We start from the raw sequence: 22,259 nt of genomic DNA, 5'->3' as shown, positions 1-22,259 counted from the left end.
AGCAAAGGAAAGATCATGAAACAACTAACAACGATATTTTTGAGCTTATTACTGATACTAACCTCTAGCTACGCTACGGCACAGACACAACAGTTAGAACAGACTAAGCAAACAAAACCGACAGAAGCTACGCTTCACCATAAGCAGCGCCAAGGGTTACACGGCATGTTACTGTTCTCCAATGGTGCAGAGCTTTTCGCATCGCATCTACCTATGTTCCACGCACCTCATGACATGCAGGTTATTTTTAGCCTAACGGTGCAGGACAAACAGTTGCAACACAGCCTAATAAGTCAATTGGCACAACAAAATACTATTTGGAGCATTGAGCCAGAAGCCTTTGATTTATCTAATCTCGGTAGTGCTCAGCAGCTATCCATTAGTCAGTTTACGGCTAATATTTATCAAGGTCATTTTGAGCGAGGTGGTGTAAAGCGTTACACGCAACAAATCACCGTTAATAGGCTCATTGTCAAACAGGTATTATCTAAATCTTTACCATCACAAAGACATTATCAAAAAATCACCCCGGATAATCAGCCGATTCAATATTATGCTTTGCGTATTGAAGGCCGTCCTGGTATCGATCATATTATAAAAGTTGAGAGCGAACCGACGGCCAATAATCAGCGTAACTTGGCAGATGACTTTTCTTTTCCTTTCGCCCCGCAAGCACCATCTGACCATGCGATTGCAGAAAAATTGGCAATCAAACCCGAAAAGGTTAACACCCTATATTTAGAAACCGGGGATTTAAAATGAGTGCAGATATTTTAATTATTCAGCATCATATCGCCGAAGGGGCTGGCAATATAGCTAAATGGCTTGCTTTAAATAATCTGAGCTACCATATCAACTTATTACCTGCCGCATTGCCAGAGAATATTGATGATTATCAAGGAGTAATTGTATTGGGCGGTCCAATGCATGTAGATAAAGACAACCCAAGACTCGCGCAAGAATTAAAGATAATTAAGCAGTTTATCGACCTTGATAAAGCCGTCCTGGGTATCTGCCTCGGTGGCCAATTAGTCGCTAGCGCCTTAGGTGCCAAAATCGTTGCAATGCCGACACCAGAGCATGGTTGGCTAAATGTGACAACTCACAATACAGAGCAATTGATGGAACATTTGGATGAGCAATTGGAGGCGCGACTTGGAGAACAATTATTAGTACCGCAATGGCACCAACAACAGTTCACCTTACCTGAAGGGGCAACGTTATTGGGCAGTTCTGAGCAATGCCGAAATCAAATGTTTCGCTATAAACAACATGTACTGGCTTTACAGTTTCATCCCGAATGGAACAACAGCTCGATTCAGGAACTGCAAGAGTATTTTGTCGAACAATGCCCATTACAGACCGTATCAAACACCCATATCGATGGGTTAGAGGTTTGGTGGTTTAAAGTCCTCGATACATGGTGGCAAGATGCATCAGTAAGCAATGTATAAGCATTGCTGAAACAATCTTGTTTAGCCTATGAAGCGCAGCGAGTCGTTATCTACAACTCGCATGCTTTATCGGTTTCTTTCCACACCACTGGCTGCCAATAGTCATTTTCATAGACTTTGTATTTTTTATCACGGAAAAACTCCGCCCCTAAGTAATAAGACGTATTCGCTTTGACATCGATAACGATAGATTTTGCTTCTTTCGCGCGAGTCGGACGAACATTAAATGAAAAGTCATTCAGGTTTATGTGATCTATAACCTCAACTGTATACTGGCCAACAGGCAAAGTGACTTGATTGCGGTCACGAATTCGGTGCTCGCCATTTATCTTGTCAAACCTAACCGTATAAATTTCTTTTGCTTCAGGTGGTTTAAGAAAAATACTGACATAACCGCATTCGATGATGCCATCTTCGGCAGGAAAGTAGCTCGAAGAGCAACTCATCAGTGCCGTCAACGAACAAAGCAGTAGCGCTTTGGGAAATCTTGAATGTTGCATAAACATACCCTCTTCACATTTCATTTCGTTAGAATTAAGTCTAATTCATTATCTTTGTTTTACTGACCAAGAGACTTTTTGGCTCAATGACGAGACAAAAATAGGCCGGCGATGAACAAATAAACAAGCCATGGTAAAATTTTCTACTTTGCCAAAAAAACGCTTGCGCTTTAACAAACGATCTCTATAATGCAACTCCACATCGCGGGAGTGGCGGAATTGGTAGACGCGCTGGATTTAGGTTCCAGTATCCTAGGATGTGAGAGTTCAAGTCTCTCCTCCCGCACCATTTTAATTAATGACGATGTATAGAAAACTCTGAAAAGGTTCTGCTTTTTCAGAGTTTTTTTATGTCTGAAAATCAGTACGGATAGACTTGAACTTTCAAGTCTCTGCTAAACCTCACGCGCACCATTTTAATTAATGACGATGTATAGAAAGCTTTAAAGCGTGTTTCATTAGAAATATCCTTTAAAGCTTTTTTTATGCCTGAAAATCAGTGCGGATAGACTTGAACTTTCAAGTCTCTGCTAAACCTCACGCGCACCACTTTAATTAATGATGATGTATAGAAAGCTTTAAAGCGTGTTTCATTAGAAATATCCTTTAAAGCTTTTTTTATGCCTGAAAATCAGTACGGATAGACTTGAACTTTCAAGTCTCTGCTAAACCTCACGCGCACCACTTTAATTAATGATGATGTATAGAAAGCTTTAAAGCGTGTTTCATTAGAAATATCCTTTAAAGCTTTTTTTATGCCTCAAAATCAGTGCGGATAGACTTCGCTAAATCCTAGCCCCTAGTCCCTAGTCCCTAGAACCTTCGCTCTTAGTCCTTAGCCCCTAGTCCCTAGAACCTTAGCCCTTAGCCCTTAGTCCTTAGCTCTTAGCCCTTAGCCCTTAGTCCTTAGCTCTTAACCCTTAGCCCTTAGCCCTTAGTCCTTAGCTCTTAGCCCCTAATCCAATTCACACTCTTTCTCAGACTGCTTCCAAATCACCGGTTGCCAGTATTCATTACTGCTAACCTTGTACTTTTTATCTCTAAAGAACTCTGCCCCAAGGTGATAAACCGTATTTGCTTTAACATCGATAATGATCTTTTTAGGCTTTTTGTTCGGTGTCGAACGCACATTAAAGCTATTGATATCAATTGCTTCGAGTACATAAATTTCATGGAGGCCAACGGCTAGCTTTACACTGGTTCGATCGCGTATACGATGATCGCCATCGACCTTAGTAAAAATTGCAGGATGATATTCTTTACTGCTAGGTGGCTTAAAAAATACCGATACGACACCACATTGATTACTGTTTACAAGTTGAGCAGGCTCTGCGGGTTGTGCCGCTAAAACGTTTGGCCCTAACGCCAGAGTAAACTCTGGTACATACTGACCAGATAACTTGGTCGACACGGTTTTACGCTCATTGCCGCTAACAATGTCTAGCGCCAAGGTTTGCCCTGGCTTTACCGATAAAAATTCGCTCATCGCCTGTTGATGATTAGCACTGTTCACAGGCTGCCCGTTTATTGCCAGCACGTGGTCATTACTTTTGATGGCCAAAGACTGCGCGGCACTGCCTGGGGTTACCGACAGCACTCGAAAACCATTATCGGCATTACTTAAATCAACGGTTAAACCAAGGTTAGTAAATTCTTGTCTCGGTTTAGTGATCACGTATTGAAATTCTTCAACGTTATTTCCTGCCGCTTTTTCTTTCTCAGCCACTAATCTCAATGTTGCTTGTATATCGGTTGCAAGTTGCTCAAGCAAAACTTTAGATTCTGTGCTCACAGGGTAGTTATCTGATGCCAAGACGTTCGATGAACAGACCAAGGCAACCATACTCGCGACTATTATTTTTGCACTGCTAAGCATGCTCAGCTCCTACTTTATATTTTTCCAACTTTGTTTTCCTTTTTACTGGATAACGTTTTGTTAATTAACTGTTTGCGCTTTTCCCACAAGGCGGTTTTTTCATCCTTCGCACCTTGTTGCGAATATAAAAATTGTAAGCTTCTGTCGATTTCATCGAGTTTGAAATAGAGCATTTGTAATTGCACATCAGACAGACTTTTCTCTTCCACAGCCAATTGCAATTGGCTTTGCAACAACTGGTTTTGCTCAATCAACTGAGTAAGGGTAAGTTCAACTGGGTCTTGCTGCGGAGTCGAGTCCATTACTTGCGGCACCATAACAACCAGCACTAAACTGGCTGCTAATGCTAAAGCTAAATTACGCCATCCGTTTGTGGCTTTATTGTTAGGTTGTTGCTCTGTCGATGCTGACTGTTGTGGCTGCTCAATCGCCTGTTTAATGTTTTGCCATATCGGCTCTGGCAATGCGTCTTGGTCAAAGCTTGTCGCCAATGATTGGCGAATACCTCGCAAATGTTGCTGCCTTTGCAGACAAACATCACAATGTTCTAAATGACGCAACTCCAGCGCATTCGGTTCAATAATTTGATCATCACTCAAATGCATTATTTAGACTCCTCATTGACGACCATGGCTTGTAACTTTTTATAGGCTCTAAGCAAGGTAACTTTAGAAAAGCTCACGGATTTATCTAACATTTCAGCAATTTCCTGATGGGTAAACCCTTCTACTTCGTGCAAAATAAGAACACTGCGATAATTATCCGGAAGGTTAGAAAGTAACGAGGTAAGATCACGTTGCGCTAAGACCCATTCACTATTAAATAAGTCATCACTGCGAATTGATTCTTCTTCAAGTGGTGACTCGTCCTTTTTAACTCGCAAGCGATTCAAACTTTCTCGAACCGCTATTTGTCTAAGCCAGCCGGCAAAAGAACCGTTACCGTGATAGGTGGATAATTTTCGAAACACTTTAACAAAAACTTCCTGAGTAATATCTTGAGCTAGTGCCCTATTTGCACACATACGTAAGGCAAGCTGAAAACAGGCTTGTGAATATTGTCGATATATGACCTCAAAGGCCGATACATCACCTGCTTTGGCTTTTTCAATTACCTGTATTTCAATGCAATCTGAAAATCCACCCACTCTTGCCATGTCTTCTTTTTCTTTCCTGATACTTAACTAGACGGTGACTTAAAGAAAAGGGTTACACATTGACTGGTTATTTTTGTCAATAATTACCCACCTCTCTTTATATTACACTTAAATCTAGAAATATCAGCACGTTATAAAATATCACTTACCAACGCCTGCAGGTAACCGTGGCACTTGTGTGCCTCGATTACCTAACATACCCGCGCCTTGCATACCTCGTAGGCGAATCAACTCTTCTTTCGACATCTCATAACAAGATAGGGTTAATGAACACGGTCTTCGCAAAATGTGATGCCCAGTTTGCTGACGGCGTTTTTCGGCGACATAAAATTTCATTGACGCTAAGTCTTGATCAAATAGCTCAGGCAACGAACCTGGATTCACCTCAATCACTTCCATATCGCCGTGATTGCTAGGCGCTTGATAGGGACTCGATTGAGTCTGTTGATTGTTTGAAATTAAAGTTATCGATATGGTTTGTGGCTCTGTTGGCGCTGTTGACTGTGTACTGGCATAACTACTGGTAGGCTGTGCTCGAGATATTTCATTGCTAGGGCACAATGCAAATGAGTCAGGGAAGTTTTGCTCAGTTAATACGTTTTCAACCGTTAGTGTTTGGCAATATTCCATCGAACGTTGATGATTCGCCGACAGTGCATAAGAAAGCCAGTGATCTGCTTGGGAAAAGTCGGTATCAATATACTGCCCTTGACTGTAGATTAACGCCAAAATGTAGTTCGCGTTAGAATACTGTCTGCGACCCGCTTTTTTTAAATATTTTATCGCCTGCTCGGTATCTAAGAAGTCTTGTTCGGTTAGCATAAACAAGCCTGCTTTGTAGGCACCAACCACGCTATGATATTTTGCCGCTCGTTTGTACCACTTTAACGCCAGCGTTAGGTTACGCTCGGTGCCATAACCAACATGATAAAAGCTCGCCAAGGTTTCCATGGCATCAGCATAACCTTCACGTGTGCGACGCTTATATTCACTAAAGTAGTACTTACATCGCTCAGTATCACATGCCGGAATGGTTGCTAACTTGTTCGTTGATTGCGCACAAGAAGGTGCACTCATGCCCATTACCAACGCGCCCAGCAATAACAACATTAATGCGCTTAGCAACTTACTTTTCATCGTTAACTCCTTGTCCGCTTTCATTGTCAGCCACGACTTGTGGTGTTAATTAGCTAGACAACAAATACAGCAAAAGAGTTACACCTAACAAAAATGTATTCTGAGAAAGTAGGCTAATTTCCATTTAGCATACCGGCACCAGACGTATTGCGAATTCGAGTAAATTCATCCTTTTGCATTTCACTACAAGACAGGGTGAGTGCGCATGGACGGCGGTAGATACGAGAGCCTGTGGTCATCCGGCGCTTTTCGGCGATAACGTTTTTGAGATACGCCAGATCCGCTTCAAACATTTCAGGCAATGACATTGGCGTTACTTCAATCACCTCCATCTCACCTTGCGGTGCCGCGTTGTCAGAATCAACTTGTGCGATGACGCTTGCAGAACTCGAAGAACTCTCGTTTATCGACTCGGATTGCTGCGTAGTAGCAATTTTTTCGCTGGTAGTCGTTACTGGTTTTATTTGCGCTTGTTGACACAACTCATAAGCAGCCGAGAATCGTTGTTCGGTCATCACATTATTGGCAAGCATGTATTTGCAATAGGCGATGGATTTTTCATGCTTGCCCTGCAAAGCATATGTTAGCCACTTATCTGCTTTTTGATAATCGGCATCAATAAATTCCTCACTGGTATAAATTACCGTCAAAAGATAGTTGGCGTCACCATACTTTGCTCGACCGGCTTTTTTCAGATAGGAAATCCCTTGCTCAAAATCGTAATAATCAGGCTCGGTTAATAAAAACACGCCGGCTTTATAAGAACCGACAACACTAAAATATTTTGCCGCGCGTTTATACCATTTAAGCGCCAATTCCAAATTTGCTTCAGTGCCATAACCAACGTGATAAAAACTGGCTAAGGTTTCCATGGCATCAGCATAACCCTCTCGGGTTTTACGTTTATATTCTTTAAAGTAATACTGGCATTCTTCGCTGTCACAGCTTGGGATGTTGACAAAGTGCTTATTGGCAAAGGCATCGCTACTCATCGCTATAGCACTGACGATTAAAAATAGCATTGTATTGTATACAACAGCTTTCATGCTTCATCTCCTAATCCGTTTCATTACATTGCCGTTAGCAGCAACCATAAAGTGCGGGCTTTTTTAGCTAGACAAGCGTATTCAACAAAAGGTTACAAATAATTCAAATAAAACAATCACTTCCACTAACTTGCTAGTTTTTTTGCTCAGTAAGAGTGAACCTTGCCTATTTAAAATTTAGAAAATAATGCACGAAAGCGCAAAGCGGGTATGTATTTATGCCAGACCACAAGCATATTTTAAGGCACGAGATTTCAACAATGGAGCCCTATGGGCAGCAAACAAACCAAGGTTTCTTAGCAGTTTGATAGGCAGGGATGGGTTTGAAAAAGTGCTATAAATGGCATCCATTCCAGACATCATCATTAGGTTGTCAGCACGACGAGATTTTTCGTATCGTTGCAACACTTGTTGGCTGTGATAATTCTCACCAGAGCCGATCGCCTTGGCGATAACCATTTGCAGTGCTGCAACATCTTTAAAGCCCAAATTAACCCCTTGGCCAGCTAATGGGTTAATGGTGTGGGCAGCGTCGCCGAGTAACACCACATTACCTTTGACATATTGATTGGCATGACGGCGAGTGAGCGGGAACGCGCCCTTATCTATCACGGTCACTTTGCCCAGTCGATTAGGAAACTGTCGTCCAATTTCTTGTTCAAGCTGGACATTAGACAACGCTGATAATCGCTTAATTTCATCTTTTTGTTGATACCAAACTAATGACGCGCAGTTACCAGGCATAGGCAAAAATGCCAGAGGTCCGCTAGGCAAGAATTTTTGCCAGGTAATATCTTGTTGGCCAAGTTCGGTTTCAACATTGATCAACATAGCACTTTGCTGATAATCCCAACCTGTGATACCGATACCAGCTAATTGCCTAACTTGTGAATTTGCACCATCGGCAGCTATTAGTAACGAACAGTTAAGACGCGATTTCTCAAGCTCAACACGAATGCCATCTTCGTGTTGTTGGTAGCCGATAAGCGTTTCTGGGCATAATACGGTGATGTTGTCGTTGTGCAGCATTTGTTGCCACAACGATAATTGAATAACACGGTTTTCGATAATATGACCAAGATGGCTTTGGCTTATTTCATCGGCATTAAATTCGGCATAAGATAGCTCATCTTCCCAAACACCGAGACGCTTATAGACACAGCTGCGCATGCGCTCAATACCTTGCCAAGCGCCAAGCTGTTGTAGTAATTGCTCAGAGGCTAATGAAATAGCGGAAACACGAAGATCAAAAGATTGGCTTTGCTCATAAGTTTTGGCAGCAAAGCGCTCGATAATGGTCACTTTCAAGCCCAGCTCGGCCAACGCCAGTGCCGTACTTGCACCAATCATGCCTGCGCCAACAATCAAACAGTCGGTATGTGATACTTGTTGCTCGTTCAAGATATTATCTCTTATGCCCATGTTTAGCTGTTATGCACACAGCCTAACCTGTCGTTATCTATCGATTGTAACCAAGCAGGCATTTTTCGCCAAGGGAATAATCATTTAATTGCATTAAATGATGTCAGTAAACTGACAATCATACGGACAAGTAAACCGGCGAAAAACCCAGTCTACAAGGTGATAAATTTACAAGTTCACCGTAAAACGCTAAAGTGTTGAAACTTTTTATAATTAATTGATCATAATGACCCTTCCAACCAGCATATATAAGCTTATTGCCTTCACCTTAAAAATTGCCGGCAAGTTGCTAAACATCCCTAAACCATTATTGTTTTGCGGTGCAGATAGCGCACAAAAGTTGCTCGATTTAATCATTGCGCAAGGCAGCAAACGAGTGCTCATTGTCACCGATAGTGGCTTAGCTAAGCTGGGCATGATTGATCCGATTGAACAGCAACTCAAAGACAAGGGTATCGATGTCGTCACCTTTGCTGAGATCATGCCTGATCCCGACGAAAAAGTGATTGTTAAAGGGATCAAAGCACTACAACACAACGACTGTGAATTGGTACTCGCCATTGGCGGTGGTTCGGTTATTGATGCCTCCAAAATGATTGCCGCATTGGCCAAGCAAAAGCGTGTTGACTCTTTCACCATCCGAGCATGTCGTGGCATGTTAAAAATTTGGCGCAAAGGTTTGCCTCTGTATGTTATCCCAACGACGGCAGGTACAGGCTCAGAAGCGACCATGATTGCGGTAGTAAGTAACCATAAAGATGGGCAAAAGTACCCGATTATATCGCCAGCAATTTGCTGTGATGTTGCCGCACTAGATGCCAAGCTAATGACAGGTTTACCTAAGGCGATGACTGCTGCAACCGGTATGGATGCGCTTACTCACGCGATTGAAGCTTACACCTCAAATAACGCCAGTGCCGAAACCGACCGCTATGCACTAGCTGCTGTGCGTCTTATTTTTGCCAATTTAACCACCTGTGCGGAAACACCTGATGATATTAGCGCTCGCGAAAATATGGCTTTGGCATCTTATTATGCCGGTCTGGCATTCAATAAAGCAGGTGTTGGTTATGTTCACGCGGTCGCCCACCAATTAGGTGCGTACTACCATATCCCCCATGGCCTAGCCAATGCCATGGTATTAACTCGGGTGTTGCGCCTTAATCAACAGGCCTGCCAACAACGATTCGCACATTTAGCCAACGTGATAGGTATTGAAGAATACGACCAACGCAAAGGTGCGGAACAATTTATCGGTCAAGTTGACACCTTGTGCCAACAACTCGATATTCCCGCTCATGTTGCCGAACTGCAACGCCATGACTGTAAAGATATCGCCAAAGCGGCGTTAAAAGAGGCCCATTTTTTATATGCCCTACCTCGCTATTTAGACGAGCAAGAAGCATGTGATTTGGTCAAGAGTTTGTTGGCTAACAGCGAACAAGGCGGCTCAAAGCCCGATGTTAACGAAATAGTTACAAATTAATACGTGGCCAATGCTGGCAGATCATGTGAAGAAAGAGTAAAATACGCCCCCTTTAGATTAAAGTTGGCGTAGTGTTTATTGCTTAATATCACTTGCAACTTTAATTAATGATTAACTTAGCAATAGATATTTGGGCAAAATTTCGAATGAGTAAGAAGCTTTACATTAAAACCTGGGGCTGTCAGATGAACGAGTATGACTCGCAAAAGATGGCCGATTTACTAGATTCTACCCACGGTTTCGTAGAAGTAAGCGAGCCGGAAGACGCAGATGTATTACTACTGAATACCTGCTCTATCCGTGAAAAAGCTCAAGAAAAAGTATTTCATCAGCTTGGTCGTTGGAAAACCATGAAAAACGACAAGCCTGATTTGATCATTGGTGTTGGCGGCTGTGTTGCTTCACAAGAAGGTGATGCGATTCGCCAACGTGCGCCATTTGTAGACATCGTGTTTGGTCCTCAAACCTTGCACCGTTTACCAGAGATGATCAACACCGTAAACAGCGACGAAAAGTCCGTTGTTGACGTAAGTTTCCCTGAAATTGAAAAATTCGATCGCCTGCCAGAGCCAAAAGCAGAAGGCCCAACTGCCTTTGTCTCTATTATGGAAGGCTGTTCTAAATACTGTACTTTCTGTGTTGTGCCGTATACCCGCGGTGAAGAAGTGTCACGTCCTCTAGACGATGTGTTGTACGAAATCGCTCAATTAGCCGAGCAAGGTGTACGTGAAGTAAACCTATTAGGTCAAAACGTTAACGCATTTCGTGGCGAAACTCACGATGGCGGTGTTTGTCGTTTCTCTGATCTATTGCGTTTGGTTGCAACCATTGATGGTATTGACCGTGTTCGTTACACCACGTCACATCCTGTTGAATTTACTGACGATATCATCGACGCCTATGCAGACATACCTGAATTGGTAAGTCATTTGCACTTGCCAGTACAAAGTGGTTCCGATCGCATTTTAACCATGATGAAGCGCGGCCATACAGCATTAGAATACAAATCTAAGATTCGTGCATTACGTCGTGTTCGCCCTGACATTGCTATGTCATCTGACTTTATCATCGGCTACCCAGGCGAAAGCAACGATGACTTTGAAGCAACCATGAACTTAATCAAAGCCATTGATTTTGATTTAAGCTTTAGCTTTATATACAGCGCTCGTCCGGGCACGCCTGCGGCGGATGCCGTAGATGATGTTTCTGAAAACGAGAAGAAGCAACGCCTGCAAATTTTACAAGATCGTATTAATTCACAAGCCATACAACACGCGCGTCGCATGTTAGGTAGCGAACAACGCATCTTGGTTGAAGGTCCTTCGAAAAAGAACCCAATGGAGTTGCGTGGTCGTACTGAAAACAACCGTATCGTCAACTTCGAAGCACCACATACGGTCATTGGCCAATTTGTTGACGTTGAAATTACCGACGTATATGCCAACTCATTACGTGGTAAACTGGTTCGCACCGAAGATGAAATGGGTTTACGTATCGCCCATTCTCCGGCCGATATTTTGGCAAACCAACATCACAACACGACACGTCACGGCGTTGACGATCTAGGTGTTGCGACGTTCACCCCTTAATCAGCATCACTTGACTGAAAAGAGACTATTTTGAGCACAACGGGCAACGACACCAAGCACAGCCACGAAGTTAATATGGAACCGCTGGACAATAATCGTCTGGCGAATCTATGCGGTCCTTTAGATGACAACCTTCGTAAAATCGAACGCCGTTTTGGTGTTGAAGTCAACTATCGTGGCAATAAGTTTAAAGTGCACGGTAAAGAACAAGTCTGTATCGCTGTGGTCAAACTGCTTAAAGATTTGTATGTGATGACGTCACCGGTAAAAGGTAAAGTTGGCAGCATTTCTGCTGAAGATCTGCACTTGGCGATGACAGAAATTAACGTGCTTGAACAAGAAAACAGTGAAAACGCTGAGCAATACGAGCAAATGGTCACCATCAAAACCAAACGTGGCATCATCAAACCTCGTAATGATAATCAGTCGGAATATGTGCAAAACGTACTGACCAATGACATCAGCTTTGGTGTTGGTGTTGCGGGTACCGGTAAAACATACTTAGCGGTTGCCTGTGCGGTTGATGCCCTAGAGCGTCAAGAAATTCGTCGTATTTTACTGACACGACCAGCGGTTGAAGCCGGTGAAAAACTCGGCTTCTTACCAGGCGATTTAAGTCAAAAAGTTGACCCATACTTACGTCCTCTGTATGACGCATTATTTGAAATGCTTGGGTTTGAAAAAGTTGAAAAACTGATCGAACGCAACGTTATCGAAGTTGCGCCACTGGCGTATATGCGAGGCCGAACCTTAAACGATGCCTTTATTATTCTTGATGAAAGCCAAAATACTACGGTTGAACAAATGAAAATGTTCCTTACCCGTATCGGCTTTAACTCGAAAGCCGTGATCACCGGTGATATTACGCAAGTAGATTTACCGCGCGGTCAACGCAGCGGTTTGCGTCACGCGATTGAAGTGCTTGATAACATCAAAGGTGTTAGCTTTAACTATTTCCAAGCCAAAGACGTGGTTCGCCACGCCGTTGTTGCGCGCATCGTTGAAGCATACGAACGCCACGACAGCCAACACAGTTAATACCTGCCATGCCTTCTGAACATATATGTATTGATATTCAGGTCGCTTGCGATAATAGCGAGCTGCCTAATGCCGAACAATTGCAACGCTGGGCTGACGCAGCACTGGCGAGCTATAACAAACCATTTGAGCTAACCATTCGTATGGTTAGCAGTGAAGAATCACAACAACTCAACCACGAATACCGAGGCAAAGACAAGCCAACCAATGTATTGTCGTTCCCATTTGAGGTGCCAGAAGGCATTGAACTGGACTTACTCGGTGACCTAGTGGTGTGTGCTGATGTGGTGGAACACGAAGCCAAACAACAAAACAAACCCCTATTTGCTCACTGGGCGCATATGATCATTCACGGATGCTTGCATTTATTAGGCTTTGATCATATAAACGAAGATGACGCAAATGAGATGGAAGCGATTGAAATAAAATTATTGGCCGAACTCGGTATCTCTAATCCATATATCGCTTCTGATGATTAACTTAAACAGGATATACAACTGCTCTATGAGCGACGACAACTCCCAGTCTACCAACGGCTCTTCGAAAACCTTAATGGAAAAACTTGTTCAGGTTTTTACCGGGGAGCCGCAAAGCAAAGAAGAATTGGTCGATGTACTCGTTGATGCTACCGACCGAGATCTAATCAAACCTTCTACCAAGCAAATGCTTGAAGGCGTTCTAGAAGTCAGTGATATGCGCGTACGCGACATCATGATCCCACGTTCGCACATGGTTACTGTCGATATTTCGCAGACCGTTGAAGAGTTTTTGCCAACCATGATTGATTCGGCGCATTCGCGTTTTCCGGTAACCAATGAAGACATCGATCATATTGAAGGCATGTTGCTTGCCAAAGATCTACTGCCTTATGCGTTCAGCAAAGAAGCCAGTGAACTTTGCATTGCCGATTTGTTGCGACCAGCAATGATCATTCCTGAAAGCAAGAAGGTTGAACCGCTGCTAAAAGAGTTTCGTCAAGAACGTTACCATATGGCCATCGTTGTCGATGAATACGGCGGCGTGTCAGGTTTGGTAACCATTGAAGATATCCTTGAGCTTATCGTTGGTGAAATTGAAGACGAGCATGACGATATGCTCGAGCGTGAAATTCGCCACTTAAGCGGCAACGTCTATCAAGTTAAAGCCCTTACTGAACTCGAAGATTTTAACGAGTACTTCAATTCTGGCTTTAATGAAGAAGAAGCAGATACCATTGGTGGTATTGTTATTCACGGTTTTGGTCATATGCCAAAACGAGGTGAGAGTACCTCACTTGATAAATTCAAATTTAAAGTGGTCAGTTGTGACCGTCGTCGCATACAGCAAATGCAAGTAACCGTGCCGGAAGGACACACCATAAACGGTAAACTAGCCGATTAACGCTTATTCATTAACCCCATAAAAATAACCATAAATGATAATAGCAGAGCAAATAACTCGTTTTCAGATAAACCATAAACTCTTGGCTCTGCTGTTTTGTTATCTAAGTGGCGCGCTCGCCACCTTGGCATTTGCGCCATATGGTTATTGGCCACTGGCTCTGCTGTCAGTGGTATTATGGTTTTCACAAGTACATCAACAAAGTGCCCGTCGAGCCAGCCAATTAAGCTTCGCTTGGGGCTTTGGTTATTTCTCTTTTGGCATCAGTTGGGTGCATGTATCGATTGAGCAATTTGGCGGTATGCCCTTGCTCGCCTCATTATTCTTAATGCTGTTATTGTGCGGCTATTTAGCTATTTACCCAGCGCTGAGTGGTTGGTTGGCAGCCAAGTTGACCGGACAAAACAAAGTTAATCTGATGGTCTTAGCCATCAGCTGGTTAGTGACTGAATACCTACGCAGTTTTGTATTAACTGGGTTTCCGTGGTTATCCATTGGTTACAGTCAAATAGACAGCCCCTTTGCAGCCCTCGCGCCGATAATGGGAGAGGTCGGCATCAGTGTGATGGTGATGCTTAGCTGCGCCAGCCTATGTGTATTGATAGCCAAACCAACACACAAACTCGCCATCATCAGCCTAGTACTCATTGCAACAAGCCTGATAGTCAGCCCGCAATTTAGCTTCACGCAAAGTACCGGCGACAGCTTCACCACGGCCTTAGTGCAAGGTAACATCAAGCAAGAATTGCGTTGGGATGACGAAGCAGAGCAAAACATCATTGACCTGTATATCAACAACAGCAGCGATTTATATAAAGATCATGATGTCGTCATTTGGCCTGAAGCGGCGATCCCTCGGGTTGAGCCACTGGCACAAGAAACATTGCGATACGTGAATGAACAAGCGCACCTTAATGACAGCAGTTTGATCACTGGTATCATCAATTACAATTTAGAAAACCGCCAATTTTATAACAGCATTATTGTTATGGGTAATAAGTCGCAAGGCGATGACAAAGGCGGTTATTACTTCGGTAACAGTAACCAATACAGCAAGCACCATTTATTACCGATTGGTGAGTTTGTGCCCTTTGGCGATTTATTAAGACCGATTGCACCATTTTTTAATTTGCCAATGTCTTCCTTTAGCCGAGGCGATTTTGTGCAAGCCAACTTGCAAGCCAATGATATTCGCTTACTGCCATTGATTTGTTTTGAAATTGTGTTTCCAAATCAGCTGTCGGCCAACCTTAGAGAGCACACCGATGCCATACTTACCATCAGCAATGATGCTTGGTTTGGTGACTCACATGGCCCACATCAACACTTAGAAATTGCCCGCATGCGTGCCCTTGAATTTGCAAAGCCGGTCATTCGAGCGACCAATAATGGCCTCACTGCGGTGATTGATCATCACGGTCAAATCATTGCCGACGTGCCGCAATTCACCGAAAGTATTTTGTCGACTAGCGTCAACAAAGTCAGCGGTCAAACCTTATATGGCGAGTATGGCAAAACCATTCATAAGATTTTGGTATGGTTGCTGATGCTTGGTTTTGTTGCCCGTTTGTGGCAATTAAAGCGCCGCAGCAATAAACAGACATCAGGAAATTCCTAAGTAAAAACAAACCTTTATTATCATTTTTAACCTACCTGTTAAATTTTTGTAAAAAAAACTCAACCTTTTTCGATTTCCCTGCGACTAAATAAATAATGTTCACTATCCAGTGATATTTGTCGTTGTCAGACAGACATGTGCTCTGCTGACAAGGATTCAGGGGGAAATATGAAACTAGCTGATACCAGCTCGCAAGACGAGGTCCTGGCGACCTCAAACTCAATGCACCGACGATGGCTTATTGCCACCGGTGTGATCATGACATTTGTCGCAATGTTTTATCTGCTTAGCCCTGCTGTGGCCAAGTGGAGCCAAACCGATCGCTCGATCCCATTAAAACGGGTACGACTTGCCAGTGTTGAAATAACCGACTTTGTGCGCGATGTGTCGGTACAAGGTCGCGTTGTCGCCGCTGTTAGTCCGACGCTTTATGCTCCGGCAGAGGGCACCATAACCTTTGCGATTGATGCCGGTAGCGAAGTCAAACAAGGCGATATATTGGCCGAGATTGATAGCCCAGAACTGACCAGTCGCTTTGATCAAGAACAAGCCAGTTTGCAAAATTTACAAACCGGTTTAAAACGTCAAACCATCCAAAGTAAAAAACAACAATTGTTTGACAAAAAGGCCGTTGATTTAGCTCAGGTCGCGTTAACCACCGCCACCCGGGAAAAACGTCGCGCCGATCAAGCCTATTCTAAACACGCCATTAGCCAAATCGACTTTGAAAAAGCCCAAGATGATCTCGCCAATGCCAAGTTGCAATTTGATCATGCGGTCAGCGATGCGCAATTAGCAAAAGAATCGATGGATTTTGATTTACAAAGTTTGCGCCTCGATATTCAGCGCCAAACCTTGTTGGTCAATGATTTGCAGCGCCAAGTCAATGCGTTGAAAGTCGCCTCCCCGGTCAATGGTATTGTCGGTAACCTTAATGTCGAAAACAAAACCTATTTAGCCAAGAATCAAGCGATTTTAATGGTCGTTGATTTAAGCCAGTTTGAAGTTGAAGTCGCAGTTCCAGAATCTTACGCCGATGATTTGCTGCTGGGAATGGACGTTGAAGTGCAGTTTTCACAGCAACCTTATCGTGCTCGCTTGGTAACAATTTCCCCCGAAATACTGGATAACCAGGTTACCGGGCGAGTGCGTTTTGAGGAGCAAGTACCTCGCGGCTTGCGCCAAAACCAACGCCTTAACACCCGCATCCTGCTTGAACGTCGCGATGATGTATTGCAGGTACGTCGCGGCCAGTTCTTAGACAGCTCCAACGGGCGTTTTGCCTATGTCGTTAAAGATGGCATCGCCATTAAACGCCCAATTAAAACCGGCGCTCGCAGTTTGAGCAAAGTAGAGATTGTTGAGGGCCTGACCATTGGTGACCAAATAGTCATCTCGGGTACCGATATATTTGAAAATGCTGAGCAAGTAATGCTCACCCAATAAGCTATGCGTACGAGCACGATAACAACAAGACGGCTCAGTAATAATAAACGAGGAAAGACTATGTTAACCATGAAAGACATCAACAAGGTGTTTCGCACCAACGAGGTTCAAACCCACGCCCTGCGCGATTTTCACCTGCAGGTTAATGAAGGCGACTTTATCAGTGTGACCGGCCCGTCGGGTTCAGGGAAAACCACGTTTTTAAACATCGCTGGTATGCTCGAACAATTTAGCTCTGGTCAATACTCTCTTGATGACATTGATATTGGCAGCTTGAACGACAACCAACGTTCACGCATTCGTAATGAAAAAATAGGCTTTATTTTTCAGAGCTTTAATTTGATTCCTGATCTTAACCTGTTTGATAACGTTGATGTGCCATTGCGCTATCAGTCATTGAGTAGCAAAGAACGCAAACAGCGTATTGAGCATTATTTAGAAATGGTTGGCTTAAGTAACCGTATGAAGCATTTGCCAAGCCAACTATCTGGTGGTCAACAGCAACGTGTTGCCATTGCCCGCGCCCTTGCCACGCACCCGCGCTTTTTATTGGCGGATGAGCCAACCGGTAACTTAGATACGCAAATGGCACAAGGTGTTATGGAATTGCTCGAAGACATTAACGCCCAAGGCACCACCATTATTATGGTGACTCATGACAATGAATTGGCCAATCGTGCCAAGCGTAAAATCCAAATTAAAGATGGCCGCGTCAGCGAATTAGACGTGGTTGTTAGCCAATCTGCTGCCAGCGCTTAGGAGAAGATGATGTTTCTCTATTATTTAAAGCTGGCTCGCATCAGCATCATCAAACATTGGGGCATGAGTGCCTTAATGATTGTTGCCATTGCTCTGGGCATTGGTGCCTCAATGACCACAGTGACCGTTACCTATTTAATGTCGGCGAATCCTATTCCCCATAAGTCTGACAATTTGTATTACGTGCAATTGGACAGCTGGGATGTCAATAACCCCGCCAATGACGACGGTACTCCACCGGATCAGGTAACGTATCGGGATGGTTTATATCTGTTTATGCAGCAAAAAGCCTATCGTCAAAGCATTCAAGCGCAAGCTAATGCGGTGATTGAGCCAGAAGGTAAAGACGCCCTACCATTTCAGGTCAGTGCTCGTGCTAATTCGGCAGACTTTTTTAGCATGTTTGACGTGCCATTTATTTATGGCAGTGGCTGGGATCATCAAGCCGACATAAGCAAAGAGCAAGTGGTGGTATTGAGCCGCGAAACCAACGACCGGGTATTTGGTGGTGAAAACTCCGTTGGCCGCAGTATCAAAGTCGCTGGCAACTTTTTTAAAGTCGTTGGGGTTATTGATACTTGGCAACCGGTGCCACGCTTTTATGACATCACCACCGGTGCCTTTAACGAAAGTGAAGAAATCTTTGTGCCGTTTTCGATGATTGCAGAAGAAAAAATTGGTCGCAGTGGTAATACCAATTGCTGGAAAAATGTCGGCGATGGCTTCCAAGCATTCCTTGATTCAGAGTGTGTTTGGCTGCAATTTTGGGTGGAGTTAAACAACGAGCAGGAAAAACAGGAATACCAGAGCTTCTTAAACGCCTATGTTGAGCAACAAAAATCCTTCGGCCGTTTTGAACGTCCGCTGAATAACCGTTTAAGCAATGTAATGGAATGGTTAGAGCAACGACAAGTTGTTGCCGATGATGCGTTGATGATGACGGCAATGTCATTGATGTTCTTAATTGTGTGTTTGCTCAATACCGTCGGCTTATTGTTAGCAAAATTCTTGTCCAAATCGTCAGAAATTGGTCTGCGCCAAGCGCTCGGAGCCAGCCGACGTACTTTGTTCGCACAGTACTTAGTGGAGTCAGGCTGTATCGGCTTAGCCGGTGGTTTACTCGGTTTATTCTTTGCGTGGCTTGGCTTAAAAGGTATTGATGTCTTGTATGGCGATATGCTGCGCAACCTAACCAGCTTAGATACCACCATGGTAGTCGCCGCCATTAGCTTGGCCATTGTCACCAGTTTACTGGCTGGACTATACCCAACGTGGCGCGCATGTAATGTGCAACCGTCGACACAACTGAAAGCGCAATAGGAGGTCACATGAAGGAATTTTCATTAATACTAAAATCACTTATGCGCAATAAAATTGGTGCTCTGTTAATCGGCCTGCAAATTGCCTTAACCTTAACCATTATGGTTAATGCGGTGTTTATGATGCAGGTTCGTAGTGAACAAATGAGCCGTCCAAGCGGTCTCGATGAAGACAATATCTTTTACTTGTCGAATACCATATTCAGTAACGACTATAACCAACCGGTCAATCTGAAACGCGATTTAGACATCATTCGCAACATCGATGGTGTGGTTGATGCCACGCAAATCAATGCCATTCCCCTCAGTGGTGGCGGTTGGTCGATGGGCTTGCAAACCGAAACAGGTGAAGAGCAAGACTCGGTTGGCGTTGCCGTTTATATGGTTGATGATCATGGTGTTAACACCCTAGGCGTAGACATCATCCATGGTGAAAACTTTTCATTAAGTGATGTTGAATGGCGTCCGAGTTCAAAAACCTCGTGGCCTGCGAAAATTATCCTCACCCAAGCGATGGCGGAGTCACTATTTGCCGAAACATGGCAAGACAGTGTTGGCAAAACCGTGTATATCAATCGTGATGAGCCGATGCAGATCATCGGCATCATGAAAACATTGCAAGCACCGTGGAATGGTTGGAATGGGGTTGAGCGTTCAATTTTGGTGCCGTATCAAATGGAAACCAAAGGTGGTCGCTATATCGTTCGCACCGAGCCTGGACGCCGCGATGAGATCATGCCACTGGTTGAAAAAGCGCTTAGTGATGCCGACAAAGGCCGAATTATTCGCCGTGTAACGTCAATGGAAGAAACCCGCGAGCGCAGTTACCGCAATCATGATGCCATTAATAAAATATTAACCGTGGTGATTGCCGTACTAACCCTTATTACCGGATTTGGTATCGTTGGTTTAGCGATGTTTTCGATTAACCGTCGTACCAAACAAATCGGTACTCGACGCGCGCTTGGTGCCAGCCGTTGGCAGGTGATGAGTTATTTTATGTTGGAGAACTTGATCATCTCAACCTTTGGTATCGCCTTGGGCTTAGCCGGTGCGATCGCGTTAAATATGTGGTTGGTAAGTAGCTTTGCTATGAAGCCAATCAACAGTGAACTGTTGTTCGCTGGCGTGTTGGTATTGTATGCCGTCGGTCAATTAGCGGTGTTGTACCCGGCACGTAAAGCCGCCAGTATTTCGCCGGCAATTGCCACCCGTACCGCCTAGTCAAAGTTACTAAGGCTTTATTAAAGCGTTATCAATGTTTTTTTAAAGCCCCTGTTAAACCGTGTATATTAAGTCATAAGCTGTTGAACAGCTTATGACTTTTTTGTTTCCCTAATTAGGGTTTGTTGCTAACATAATTAAAAACCACAAGGGAAATGACCATGAAATTATCACCTCTAGTATTGGCCAGCGCGTGTTTGTTTAGCGCCAATCTATTCGCGCAAACCACGCTCATTAAAAACGTCAATGGCTACACCATGGAAGCTGGTGAGTTGGTACAATTTCACGCCGTTAAGTACAAAGATGACATCATCAAAACGGTATACAAACAAGGCGATGTGTTACCTGCCAAAGGTGATATGACGGTCATTGATGGTCAACAAAAAACCATGTTACCAGGGTTAATTGATGCACATGGTCATGTCCTAAATTACGGTTTAAGTTTGCTGCGTGCTGATTTGATGAGCAGCAAATCAGAACAAGATGCTGTCGCAATTATCAGCAAATACGCAAATGAAAACAAAGCCTTATCATGGCTACAAGGCCGTGGCTGGAACCAAGTACAATGGCCCAACAAACAATTCCCTACTGCAGCTAGCCTAGATAAAGTTATAGACGATAAACCTGTGGTGTTAGGTCGCGTTGATGGCCATGCTATTTGGGTTAACTCTCAAGCAATGGAGTTGGCAGGTATAGATAAAGACACCAAAGAAATAGAAGGTGGTGAAATCGTTCGTGATAGCGACGGTAATCCAACCGGTGTCTTTATTGATAATGCAATGTCGCTTATCTACAGCAAAATCCCAACACTGAACGATGAAGAAGTGCAACATGCCTTAAAAATTGCCATGCGTTCTCTTGCCTCGGTCGGATTAACCAGTGTTCACGATGCCGGTATTTACAGTGATAATTTAGATGCCTTTAAAGCCCTTACCGATGACAATGAAATGGTTATCCGCATCAATGCCATGTTGGATGTTACCGACCCACAGTGGCGCCAACAAATCGCCAAAGGTCATTATCGCAGCGACGATGACATGTTGGTAGTACACAGCGTTAAAATCAGTGCTGATGGTGCCTTGGGCAGTCGCGGTGCCGCGTTAATTGAAGATTATAGCGATAAGCCGCATCACAAAGGTTTATTACTGCACGATCCAGCCGACCTAACAAAACTTATCAAAGCGTCCATGGAAGCCGGCTTTCAAGTAAATACCCATGCCATTGGCGATAACGCCAACAAGCTGGTGCTAGATAACTATGAAACCTTGATCAAGCAAACTAAAACGTCGGCATTACGCCACCGTGTTGAACATGCACAAGTGTTGCAGCTCGACGATATAAAACGCTTTGCAGATAATAATATCATCGCTTCTATGCAAGCCACTCACGCCACATCTGATAAGAATATGGCAGAAGACAGAGTCGGCAGTGAACGCATCAAAGGCGCCTATGCATGGCGCACGTTAATCGATAATGGCGTTGTTATTGCCGCAGGTTCGGATTTTCCAGTTGAATACCCTAACCCATTCTTTGGCTTACACGCGTCAGTGACTCGCCAAGACCAACAAAATCAACCCGAAAATGGCTGGTACATCAACGAAGGCATGACCTTAACTGAAGCCTTTAACAGTTTTACCATAGGTGCTGCCTATGCCGGTCATCAAGAAACCCTACTTGGCAGTATTGAAGCGGGTAAAAAAGCAGACTTCATTTTAATTGACCAAGATATCTTTAAGGTCGCGCCAGAAAAAATATGGCAAACCAAGGTGATTGATACCTACGTAAATGGTCAAAAAGTATCGTTTTAAG

General features: G+C 43.8%; 20 protein-coding genes and 1 tRNA gene. 14 read left to right on the top strand and 7 right to left on the bottom strand.

Annotation, left to right across the window (positions count from 1 at the left end; genetic code table 11):
- The first annotated feature begins 15 nt into the window (after positions 1 to 15).
- On the top strand, positions 16 to 762 hold the full coding sequence (locus E2K93_RS13885; RefSeq protein WP_135439678.1) for a hypothetical protein: 747 nt from the start codon (positions 16 to 18) through the stop codon (positions 760 to 762).
- Positions 759 to 1,454, top strand: a complete 696-nt coding sequence (locus E2K93_RS13880) for a type 1 glutamine amidotransferase (RefSeq protein WP_135439677.1) — start codon at positions 759 to 761, stop codon at positions 1,452 to 1,454. Before E2K93_RS13885 ends, E2K93_RS13880 begins: the two co-directional genes overlap by 4 nt.
- 50 nt (positions 1,455 to 1,504) lie before the next feature.
- On the opposite strand, the gene E2K93_RS13875 is transcribed toward E2K93_RS13880, so the two are convergent.
- Positions 1,505 to 1,954: a hypothetical protein gene (locus E2K93_RS13875; RefSeq protein ID WP_135439676.1), complete on the bottom strand. Its 450-nt coding sequence runs from the start codon at positions 1,952 to 1,954 to the stop codon at positions 1,505 to 1,507.
- Between the two features lie 204 nt (positions 1,955 to 2,158).
- Between E2K93_RS13875 and E2K93_RS13870 the strand changes: the two genes are divergently transcribed.
- Positions 2,159 to 2,243 (top strand) — tRNA-Leu (locus E2K93_RS13870).
- Between the two features lie 666 nt (positions 2,244 to 2,909).
- On the opposite strand, the gene E2K93_RS13865 is transcribed toward E2K93_RS13870, so the two are convergent.
- The 6 genes from E2K93_RS13865 to E2K93_RS13840 form a co-directional block, all read right to left on the bottom strand.
- Positions 2,910 to 3,830 carry a PDZ domain-containing protein gene (locus E2K93_RS13865; RefSeq protein ID WP_135439675.1) on the bottom strand — a complete coding sequence of 307 codons (921 nt, stop codon included), beginning with the start codon at positions 3,828 to 3,830 and terminating at the stop codon, positions 2,910 to 2,912.
- A 14-nt stretch (positions 3,831 to 3,844) separates the two neighbouring features.
- Positions 3,845 to 4,435, bottom strand: a complete 591-nt coding sequence (locus E2K93_RS13860; protein ID WP_135439674.1) for a hypothetical protein — start codon at positions 4,433 to 4,435, stop codon at positions 3,845 to 3,847.
- Entirely contained in the window at positions 4,435 to 4,986 is a 552-nt protein-coding gene (locus tag E2K93_RS13855) for an RNA polymerase sigma factor (protein WP_135439673.1), read from the bottom strand. Before E2K93_RS13855 ends, E2K93_RS13860 begins: the two co-directional genes overlap by 1 nt.
- 141 nt (positions 4,987 to 5,127) lie before the next feature.
- Positions 5,128 to 6,123: a tetratricopeptide repeat protein gene (locus E2K93_RS13850; RefSeq protein WP_189637781.1), complete on the bottom strand. Its 996-nt coding sequence runs from the start codon at positions 6,121 to 6,123 to the stop codon at positions 5,128 to 5,130.
- A gap of 113 nt (positions 6,124 to 6,236) precedes the next feature.
- The gene (locus E2K93_RS13845) at positions 6,237 to 7,169 is read right to left on the bottom strand and encodes a tetratricopeptide repeat protein (protein ID WP_135439671.1); all 933 of its coding nucleotides are present in this window, start codon (positions 7,167 to 7,169) and stop codon (positions 6,237 to 6,239) included.
- A gap of 216 nt (positions 7,170 to 7,385) precedes the next feature.
- Complete coding sequence (locus tag E2K93_RS13840; RefSeq protein WP_135439670.1) at positions 7,386 to 8,591, bottom strand: FAD-dependent oxidoreductase; 1,206 nt, start codon at positions 8,589 to 8,591, stop codon at positions 7,386 to 7,388.
- A 226-nt stretch (positions 8,592 to 8,817) separates the two neighbouring features.
- Here E2K93_RS13840 and E2K93_RS13835 point away from each other — a divergent pair, with 226 nt between their 5' ends.
- The 11 genes from E2K93_RS13835 (at position 8,818) to E2K93_RS13785 (ending at position 22,258) form a co-directional block, all read left to right on the top strand.
- Positions 8,818 to 10,077 (top strand): iron-containing alcohol dehydrogenase, encoded by a 1,260-nt coding sequence (locus tag E2K93_RS13835; RefSeq protein WP_135439669.1) that lies wholly within the window; start codon positions 8,818 to 8,820, stop codon positions 10,075 to 10,077.
- A 146-nt stretch (positions 10,078 to 10,223) separates the two neighbouring features.
- Positions 10,224 to 11,666 (top strand): tRNA (N6-isopentenyl adenosine(37)-C2)-methylthiotransferase MiaB, encoded by a 1,443-nt coding sequence (gene miaB, locus E2K93_RS13830; protein ID WP_135439668.1) that lies wholly within the window; start codon positions 10,224 to 10,226, stop codon positions 11,664 to 11,666.
- 75 nt (positions 11,667 to 11,741) lie between these two features.
- Positions 11,742 to 12,704, top strand: a complete 963-nt coding sequence (locus tag E2K93_RS13825) for a PhoH family protein (RefSeq protein WP_135440513.1) — start codon at positions 11,742 to 11,744, stop codon at positions 12,702 to 12,704.
- Positions 12,705 to 12,712: 8 nt separating this feature from the next.
- Positions 12,713 to 13,183 carry an rRNA maturation RNase YbeY gene (ybeY, locus tag E2K93_RS13820; protein WP_135439667.1) on the top strand — a complete coding sequence of 157 codons (471 nt, stop codon included), beginning with the start codon at positions 12,713 to 12,715 and terminating at the stop codon, positions 13,181 to 13,183.
- A gap of 25 nt (positions 13,184 to 13,208) precedes the next feature.
- Entirely contained in the window at positions 13,209 to 14,084 is an 876-nt protein-coding gene (locus E2K93_RS13815) for an HlyC/CorC family transporter (RefSeq protein WP_135439666.1), read from the top strand.
- 34 nt (positions 14,085 to 14,118) lie between these two features.
- Positions 14,119 to 15,702: an apolipoprotein N-acyltransferase gene (lnt, locus tag E2K93_RS13810; RefSeq protein ID WP_135439665.1), complete on the top strand. Its 1,584-nt coding sequence runs from the start codon at positions 14,119 to 14,121 to the stop codon at positions 15,700 to 15,702.
- A 168-nt stretch (positions 15,703 to 15,870) separates the two neighbouring features.
- Positions 15,871 to 17,148 (top strand): efflux RND transporter periplasmic adaptor subunit, encoded by a 1,278-nt coding sequence (locus E2K93_RS13805; protein WP_135439664.1) that lies wholly within the window; start codon positions 15,871 to 15,873, stop codon positions 17,146 to 17,148.
- A gap of 60 nt (positions 17,149 to 17,208) precedes the next feature.
- Positions 17,209 to 17,907: an ABC transporter ATP-binding protein gene (locus tag E2K93_RS13800; protein ID WP_135439663.1), complete on the top strand. Its 699-nt coding sequence runs from the start codon at positions 17,209 to 17,211 to the stop codon at positions 17,905 to 17,907.
- A 9-nt stretch (positions 17,908 to 17,916) separates the two neighbouring features.
- On the top strand, positions 17,917 to 19,227 hold the full coding sequence (locus tag E2K93_RS13795; protein WP_135439662.1) for an ABC transporter permease: 1,311 nt from the start codon (positions 17,917 to 17,919) through the stop codon (positions 19,225 to 19,227).
- Positions 19,228 to 19,235: 8 nt separating this feature from the next.
- A complete protein-coding gene (locus E2K93_RS13790) occupies positions 19,236 to 20,450 on the top strand; it encodes an ABC transporter permease (protein ID WP_135439661.1) in 1,215 nt (404 codons plus the stop codon).
- 161 nt (positions 20,451 to 20,611) lie between these two features.
- Positions 20,612 to 22,258 (top strand): amidohydrolase, encoded by a 1,647-nt coding sequence (locus tag E2K93_RS13785; RefSeq protein ID WP_135439660.1) that lies wholly within the window; start codon positions 20,612 to 20,614, stop codon positions 22,256 to 22,258.
- Position 22,259 lies beyond the last annotated feature (1 nt).

It is taken from the genome of Thalassotalea sp. HSM 43 (assembly GCF_004752005.1).
Lineage (GTDB): Bacteria > Pseudomonadota > Gammaproteobacteria > Enterobacterales > Alteromonadaceae > Thalassotalea_A.
This window is presented reverse-complemented; position numbering and strand designations above follow the sequence as displayed.

Coding starts and splice junctions, on each gene's coding strand:
- E2K93_RS13885 (WP_135439678.1), top strand. CDS start 16: ATGAAACAACTAACAACGATATTTTTGAGCTTATTACTGATACTAACC.
- E2K93_RS13880 (WP_135439677.1), top strand. CDS start 759: ATGAGTGCAGATATTTTAATTATTCAGCATCATATCGCCGAAGGGGCT.
- E2K93_RS13875 (WP_135439676.1), bottom strand. CDS start 1,954: ATGCAACATTCAAGATTTCCCAAAGCGCTACTGCTTTGTTCGTTGACG.
- E2K93_RS13865 (WP_135439675.1), bottom strand. CDS start 3,830: ATGCTTAGCAGTGCAAAAATAATAGTCGCGAGTATGGTTGCCTTGGTC.
- E2K93_RS13860 (WP_135439674.1), bottom strand. CDS start 4,435: ATGCATTTGAGTGATGATCAAATTATTGAACCGAATGCGCTGGAGTTG.
- E2K93_RS13855 (WP_135439673.1), bottom strand. CDS start 4,986: ATGGCAAGAGTGGGTGGATTTTCAGATTGCATTGAAATACAGGTAATT.
- E2K93_RS13850 (WP_189637781.1), bottom strand. CDS start 6,123: ATGAAAAGTAAGTTGCTAAGCGCATTAATGTTGTTATTGCTGGGCGCG.
- E2K93_RS13845 (WP_135439671.1), bottom strand. CDS start 7,169: ATGAAAGCTGTTGTATACAATACAATGCTATTTTTAATCGTCAGTGCT.
- E2K93_RS13840 (WP_135439670.1), bottom strand. CDS start 8,591: ATGGGCATAAGAGATAATATCTTGAACGAGCAACAAGTATCACATACC.
- E2K93_RS13835 (WP_135439669.1), top strand. CDS start 8,818: ATGACCCTTCCAACCAGCATATATAAGCTTATTGCCTTCACCTTAAAA.
- miaB (WP_135439668.1), top strand. CDS start 10,224: ATGAGTAAGAAGCTTTACATTAAAACCTGGGGCTGTCAGATGAACGAG.
- E2K93_RS13825 (WP_135440513.1), top strand. CDS start 11,742: ATGGAACCGCTGGACAATAATCGTCTGGCGAATCTATGCGGTCCTTTA.
- ybeY (WP_135439667.1), top strand. CDS start 12,713: ATGCCTTCTGAACATATATGTATTGATATTCAGGTCGCTTGCGATAAT.
- E2K93_RS13815 (WP_135439666.1), top strand. CDS start 13,209: ATGAGCGACGACAACTCCCAGTCTACCAACGGCTCTTCGAAAACCTTA.
- lnt (WP_135439665.1), top strand. CDS start 14,119: ATGATAATAGCAGAGCAAATAACTCGTTTTCAGATAAACCATAAACTC.
- E2K93_RS13805 (WP_135439664.1), top strand. CDS start 15,871: ATGAAACTAGCTGATACCAGCTCGCAAGACGAGGTCCTGGCGACCTCA.
- E2K93_RS13800 (WP_135439663.1), top strand. CDS start 17,209: ATGTTAACCATGAAAGACATCAACAAGGTGTTTCGCACCAACGAGGTT.
- E2K93_RS13795 (WP_135439662.1), top strand. CDS start 17,917: ATGTTTCTCTATTATTTAAAGCTGGCTCGCATCAGCATCATCAAACAT.
- E2K93_RS13790 (WP_135439661.1), top strand. CDS start 19,236: ATGAAGGAATTTTCATTAATACTAAAATCACTTATGCGCAATAAAATT.
- E2K93_RS13785 (WP_135439660.1), top strand. CDS start 20,612: ATGAAATTATCACCTCTAGTATTGGCCAGCGCGTGTTTGTTTAGCGCC.